Source organism: Massilia sp. CFBP9012 (assembly GCF_034045115.1).
Taxonomy (GTDB): Bacteria; Pseudomonadota; Gammaproteobacteria; order Burkholderiales; family Burkholderiaceae_D; genus Telluria.
The window spans coordinates 106,240-112,239 of the sequence record NZ_JAXCWM010000018.1 but is presented as its reverse complement, the minus strand read 5'-3'; the positions used below and the strand labels follow the sequence as shown (position 1 = coordinate 112,239).

General features: G+C 68.4%; 6 protein-coding genes. 4 read left to right on the top strand and 2 right to left on the bottom strand.

All coding sequences use genetic code 11. The features are described from left to right. Positions 1–201: 201 nt before the first annotated feature. On the bottom strand, positions 202–1,704 hold the full coding sequence (locus SOM61_RS24255) for a class I adenylate-forming enzyme family protein (protein WP_320476456.1): 1,503 nt from the start codon (positions 1,702–1,704) through the stop codon (positions 202–204). Between the two features lie 197 nt (positions 1,705–1,901). Between SOM61_RS24255 and SOM61_RS24250 the strand changes: the two genes are divergently transcribed. Genes SOM61_RS24250 through SOM61_RS24235 form a run of 4 tightly spaced genes read left to right on the top strand, consistent with a single transcriptional unit; the run spans position 1,902 to position 4,980 of the window. Beyond that, entirely contained in the window at positions 1,902–2,804 is a 903-nt protein-coding gene (locus tag SOM61_RS24250; RefSeq protein ID WP_414675060.1) for a formate dehydrogenase accessory sulfurtransferase FdhD, read from the top strand. Further along, positions 2,804–3,511, top strand: coding sequence for an ABC transporter permease (locus SOM61_RS24245; RefSeq protein WP_147936172.1), 708 nt, complete (start codon positions 2,804–2,806; stop codon positions 3,509–3,511). The genes SOM61_RS24250 and SOM61_RS24245 overlap by 1 nt, the downstream gene beginning before the upstream one ends. Next, positions 3,508–4,161: an energy-coupling factor ABC transporter ATP-binding protein gene (locus SOM61_RS24240; protein WP_320476454.1), complete on the top strand. Its 654-nt coding sequence runs from the start codon at positions 3,508–3,510 to the stop codon at positions 4,159–4,161. The genes SOM61_RS24245 and SOM61_RS24240 overlap by 4 nt, the downstream gene beginning before the upstream one ends. 15 nt (positions 4,162–4,176) lie before the next feature. Continuing rightward, on the top strand, positions 4,177–4,980 hold the full coding sequence (locus SOM61_RS24235; RefSeq protein ID WP_320476453.1) for an ABC transporter substrate-binding protein: 804 nt from the start codon (positions 4,177–4,179) through the stop codon (positions 4,978–4,980). Positions 4,981–4,986: 6 nt separating this feature from the next. Here SOM61_RS24235 and SOM61_RS24230 read toward each other — a convergent pair whose 3' ends face one another. After that, positions 4,987–5,934 carry a zinc ribbon domain-containing protein gene (locus SOM61_RS24230; RefSeq protein ID WP_320476452.1) on the bottom strand — a complete coding sequence of 316 codons (948 nt, stop codon included), beginning with the start codon at positions 5,932–5,934 and terminating at the stop codon, positions 4,987–4,989. Positions 5,935–6,000 lie beyond the last annotated feature (66 nt).

Sequence of the window (6,000 nt, the reverse complement as noted above, 5' to 3'; positions counted from 1 at the left end):
CGGGCACACTTGGGTTCCCGCCTCCGCGGGAACGACGTGGTTTTTCCTATGAAGCGGGCTTATTCAAGCGCCCGAAATTATTCCGGACACCAGTGCGCGGAGGCGGGAACCTAAGGTTGCTAGCGCTGACGCTACGTTCGGCAGTATCTGCGGCTTGGAGAACCTAGGCCCCCGCCTGCGCGGGGGCGACGTGCGGCAGCTTCAGGCCATCGGCAAGCGGGACTTGAGGATCTTGCCGCTCGGCGCAGCAGGCAGCGCGTCCATGAACACGATGCGCGCCGGGCGCTTGTAGGGCGCCAGGCGCGGGAGCAGCCAGGCCTGCAGCGCCGCCTCGTCGACCCCATGCGCCTCGACGAAGGCCACCACTTCTTCCTCGGCCGCCGGCAGCGGCCGGCCCACCACGGCCGACTGCACGACCGCCGGATGCGCGTTCAGCGCCGTCTCGACCTCCAGCGGATAGACATTGAAGCCTGAGCGGATGATCAATTCGCGCGTGCGGCCCAGCAGGAACAGGGCGCCGTCCGGGTCCTGGCGCGCCAGGTCGCCGGTCGCGAGCCAGCCGCCTGGCTGCAGCGCGGCCGCGGTGGCGGCAGGATCGCGGTAGTAGCCGCGCATCCGTCCCGGGCTGCGTATCCATAGCTCGCCGGTCTCTCCCGGCGCCACGTCGAGACCATCGCGCGCCACGATGCGCACCTCGACGCCAGGGATCGGCAGGCCGACCGAGGTGTCGGTGCGCGGGGCGTCGAGGCGGGTCTGGCTGACGGTCGGCCCGCCCTCGGTCAGGCCGTAACCGTTGTGCAGCGGCAGGCCGAACATGGCTTCGACCGCGCGCTTGAGGGCCGGATCGAGCGGCGAGCCGCCGGCGTAGCAGAAGCGCAGGCGCGACGACAGCGGCCCGTCAGCTTCCCCCATCATCGCCAGCAGGCGGGCATACATCGCCGGCACGCCCTGCACGATGGTCAGCTCGCCGGCGCGGATCGAGGCCAGCAGGGCCCCGGCATCGAAACGCGGCGCCAGCTGCAGGCAGGCGCCCGCGTACAGGGTGCCGAGCAGCACCGAGGTCAATCCATAGACGTGCGAGACCGGCAGGCCGCCCCAGGCGCGGTCTTGCGGGGTCAAGCCGCGCAGCCGGCTCGAGGTCGCGGCCACGAACAACAGGCCGGCGTGGCTCAGCATCACGCCCTTGGGCTGGCCGGTGGTGCCGGTGGTGTACATCAGGGCCGCGACCTGGTCGCCGGCCTCCATCGGCTCGGGCAGGCAGGCTGGATCCAGGCCGCCTGCCAGCACGCCGTCCACGCCACCCATGTCGCCCGCGCAGGGCAGGGCGCCGGCGCGCGCCGCGTGCCGGGCGGCGTCCGGTGAATTGCCCGTCACGTAGAGCACGCGCCGCGCGCCGCTGTGCGTGCGGATGGTATCCAGCTCGCCCTCGCTCAGGCGCGCATTGACGATGACGCTCCAGGCGTCGATGGCGGCGGCGGCGAACAGCAGCGCCACCTGGGCCACGCAGTTTTCGGCCACCAGCATCACGCGGTCGCCGGGACGCACGCCAAGGTCGCGCAGCAGCGCAGCGTGCGTGTCGGCGACGGCGGCCAGCTGCGCATACGACCAGGTGCGGCCGTCCTCGACGAGGGCCGGGGCGTCCGGGCGCCGGGCGGCGCCGTGGCGCAGGATGTCGCTGATGCGGCGATAGTCAGTGGACTGCATGAGGCGGGCGATGGATCGACAGGGGCAGACTTTATACCGCCTGGCGCGGTGCATCGCAAGCGAACTTGCATAAAAGTAAATGGTTTCAGCCGTGCGCCACGCTGGAGGTTTATACTGTTTTGTAAAACCGCCAACAACCGACAGGAGACAGTGTCTTGGCCAGGAAGGACGCAAGCGGCAACGGGTTGCACAGCGTGATGCGCAGCGATGCGCGCCAAGGATCCCCAGCCGGGCGGCTGCTGCTGTCCGAGGCGCGCGCGGTCCTGACCCACGAGGTGCTGGCCATCGACGAGCGCGGACGCCGCTCCGCCATTTCCATCCCGGCCGAACGGCCGCTGACGATCTACGTCGACCGGCGCGAGCTGGTCACCCTGATGACCCTGGGCGGCGCGCCCGAGGCGCTGGTGCTGGGCTACTTGCGCAACCAGCGCCTGGTGCGCGCGCTGGAAGACATCGTGTCGATCCAGGTCGACTGGTCGGTGGACGCGGTGGCCGTGGTCACCCGCCACGGCATCGACGACGTCGAGGCGCGCACCGCGAAGAAGGTGGTCACCACCGGCTGCGGCCAGGGCTCGGTGTTCGGCGGCCTGATGGACGAGGTGGATCAGATCGCGCTGCCCGCGGATGCACGCCTGGCGCAGGCTGGCGTCTACCGCATCGTCGACACCATCCGTACCCAGCAGTCGGTGTACAAACAGGCCGGCTCGGTGCATGGTTGCGCGCTGTTCACGGGCGACGGAGAATTGCTGTACTTCGTCGAGGACGTCGGCCGCCACAACGCGGTCGACGCCATCGCCGGCCTGATGTGGCTCGACGGCGTCGATGGCGCCGACAAGGTGTTCTATACCACCGGCCGCCTCACGTCCGAGATGGTGATCAAGGGCGCCCAGATGGGCATTCCCTTCCTGCTGTCGCGCTCGGGCACGACGCAGATGGGCCAGATGGTGGCCGAACGGGTCGGCATGTCGCTGCTGGCGCGCTGCAGCGGACGCCATTTCCTGCTGCTGGCCGGGCATGAACGCCTGGTGTTCGAACCGCAGCTGCTGGACACCCCCTACGTTCGTCCCGACCTGCGCGCCGACACCGAACCCCGCGATTAATGGCCCTGCTGGACGCCACCACGCACGCCTTCGCGCTGCTGTTCAGCGGCGACCCGGCCCTGTGGCACATCGTCTGGGTCTCGATCAAGACCAGCCTGCTGGGCCTGATGCTGGCCACGCCGCCGGCGGTGCTGCTCGGCTATCTGATCGCCATGCACCGCTTTCCGGGGCGCCGCATCGCGGTCTGGCTGGCCCAGGCCGCGCTGTCGCTGCCCACCGTTTTGATCGGCCTGCTGCTCTACCTGATGCTGTCGCGGCGCGGGCCGCTGGGCGGGCTCGAATGGCTGTTCTCGCAGCCAGGCATCGTGCTGGGACAATTCATCATCGGCCTGCCGGTGCTGCTGGCCTTCACGCTGGCGGCGGTGCAGGCGCTCGACCCGCGCTACGCCGAGACCGCGATCGCCCACGGCGCTTCGCGCATGCGCGTGATGTTCACCGTGCTGCACGAGGCGCGCTACGGCGTGATGGCGGCCGTGATCAGCGGTTTCGGGCGCGTGATCTCGGAAGTCGGCTGCGCGCTGATGGTGGGCGGGAATATCGAAGGCGAGACGCGCACCATCACTACCGCGATCGCGCTCGAGACCAGCAAGGGCGAGTTCGCCCAGGGCATCGCGCTGGGCATCGTGCTGGTGACCCTGGCGCTGTTGATGAACGGCGTGCTGGTGCTGCTGCAGGGCGAGGCGCACAATCCCGGGGCACGGCTATGACGGCGCTACTCACGGTGCACGGCCTGCGCAAGGCCTATGGCGAGCGCCTGCTGTTCGACGTCGCCCGGCTCGAGATCGAGAAAGGCGGCGCCTATGTGCTGACCGGCGCCAACGGCACCGGAAAAAGCACCCTGCTGCGCATGCTCGGCGGCCTGGAACGGTGCGACGCCTGCACGGTCGAATTCGAAGGCAGCCGCCTGCCGCTGTACCCGTATCCGCAGGCGCTGCGGCGTGCCATCGTCTATGTGCACCAGCATCCGATCATGTTCTCGACCAGCGTCGGCCACAACATCGCCTACGGCCTGCTGGTGCGCGGCGTGGACCGGGGCCGGGTGCGCGGCCTGGTCGACGAGGCGATGGCCTGGGCCGGCGTGCTGCACCTGCGCGACAACGATCCGGCGCGCCTGTCGGGCGGCGAGAAGCAGCGCGTGGCGCTGGCGCGCGCGCGCGTGCTGCAACCGCGCCTGCTGCTGCTGGACGAACCGACGGCCAACCTCGACGGTGCGGCGCGCGAGCAGGTGATCGGGCTGATCCCGACCCTGGTCGGGCAGGGCGCCAGCGTGGTGATGGCCTGCCATGACCGCGACCTGATCAACCTGCCCGGCGTGCGGCGGCTCAAGCTGCGCGAAGGACAACTCGAAGTACGATAACCCTAGGAGATCATCATGCAACGCCGTTCACTGCTCGCCGTCCTGTTGTGCGCTACCTTCGCCTCGCCATTGGCACTGGCGCAGGAAGTGATCAAGCTGTCGACCACCACCAGCACCGAGAACTCGGGCCTGCTCAAGCACCTGCTGCCGGTGTTCGAAGCCAAGACCAATACCAGGGTCCACGTGATCTCGGTCGGCACCGGCAAGGCGCTCGAACTGGCGAAAAACGGCGACGTCGACGTGACCCTGGTCCATGCACGCGAGATGGAAGACAAGTTTGTCGAAGAAGGCTGGGGCGTGGACCGGCGCGACGTGATGTACAACGACTTCATCGTGGTCGGCCCGGAATCCGATCCGGCCCGCATCAAGGGCTCGAAGGACGTGGTCGACGCCTTCAAGCGCATCGCGGCGACCAACGTCAAGTTCATCTCGCGCGGCGACAACTCGGGCACCGACGTGATGGAAAAGGGCTACTGGCAGCGCGCCACCGTCAAGCCGCAGGGCGCCAACTACGTGTCGGCGGGCCTGGGCATGGGAGAGGTGCTGAACATGGCCGCCGAGATGCGCGCCTACACGCTGACCGACCGCGCGACCTATGGCGCCTACAAGGCCAAGACGGGGCTGGCGATCGTGGTGGAAGGCGACAAGCGCATGTACAACCCCTACGGCATCATCGCCGTCAATCCGGCGAAGCATTCGGGGGTGAACTACAAGGGCGCGAAACAGCTGATCGAGTGGATCACCTCGCCCGACGGACAGGCGCGCATCGCCTCGTTCAAGCCGGCCGGCGAGCAGCTGTTCTTCGCGCCGCTACGCTGATCCTGCTCAGCGCGACGGATCGTTCATGCCGGTCAGGCTGACCACCTGGCCGTCCTCGACCACGACACCATTTTCGAGCACGATCGTCGAGGCGCCGTTGACGTCCGGTAGTTCGATCTCGATGGCATCGCCGCGCTGCACGAAGCTGCCGCGCGCCGCGCAGGTGCCGAACATCGGCGTCGGCCTGACGCCGGACGCATCGGCGAGCAGGAAGAAGAACATGGTCTCGCAGCTGGCGCCGCGGCCGCCGCTGCTGGCCATCAGGATCGCCTCCTTGCCGCTCGACAGCGTGAAGCTGCGCAGCGGGAACTGCCAGCCGGCGTCCTCGCCGCTGAACAAGACCCTGCCGCCCAGGGTGACGGCGCGGCTGCCGTCGGCATTCGTGCGGCGGTCGAGCAGGCCGGCGACGGTCGACAGCGAGGCCGGCAGGTTGTCGGCATTGCTGTCGATGATGCCGCGCGCGGTGACGCCGGCGTCGTTCGCGCCCGCTGGCGCTTCGCTGCGCTCGACCGTGACGGTACGCTCCACATCCACGACGTCGGGCGCGAACATGGCCGCCAGCACGGCCAGGACGATGGCGGCGATCGTGATGCCGATCCCCCACTGGGACCATTTTCGCTGGACCCGGTTGAAATGCTCCAGGCTCTCCCACTGCTTGTTCTTCCAGGCCATCTCGCGTCCCTTGAAGCCGAGCCAGAACGCCATGATCCAGCCGACGTAGGGAACCATTGCCAGCAGCCCGATCCAGCTGCGGTTGCCGATCGCCCAGATCCAGTTGAGCAGGAAGGCGCCCCAGCTCCAGCCCTTGACTCCTTCCGGAATATCGCCTTCGGTGTGCTGCGCGGGCGCGGAAGGTTTGTCCAGGTTGACCGGGGCGGTGCCGGCGGCCTTGCCGCAGACGGAGCAATAGGCGGCGTCGGGCGCCATCTGGGCGCCGCAATGTGAACAGAACATCGGAGACTTTCCTGCTGGTTGAAAAAGTAGTATTGACAAAGAAAGCGGCGCCGCGAACTTCGCGGC

Coding starts and splice junctions, on each gene's coding strand:
- SOM61_RS24255 (WP_320476456.1), bottom strand. CDS start 1,704: ATGCAGTCCACTGACTATCGCCGCATCAGCGACATCCTGCGCCACGGC.
- SOM61_RS24250 (WP_414675060.1), top strand. CDS start 1,902: ATGCGCAGCGATGCGCGCCAAGGATCCCCAGCCGGGCGGCTGCTGCTG.
- SOM61_RS24245 (WP_147936172.1), top strand. CDS start 2,804: ATGGCCCTGCTGGACGCCACCACGCACGCCTTCGCGCTGCTGTTCAGC.
- SOM61_RS24240 (WP_320476454.1), top strand. CDS start 3,508: ATGACGGCGCTACTCACGGTGCACGGCCTGCGCAAGGCCTATGGCGAG.
- SOM61_RS24235 (WP_320476453.1), top strand. CDS start 4,177: ATGCAACGCCGTTCACTGCTCGCCGTCCTGTTGTGCGCTACCTTCGCC.
- SOM61_RS24230 (WP_320476452.1), bottom strand. CDS start 5,934: ATGTTCTGTTCACATTGCGGCGCCCAGATGGCGCCCGACGCCGCCTAT.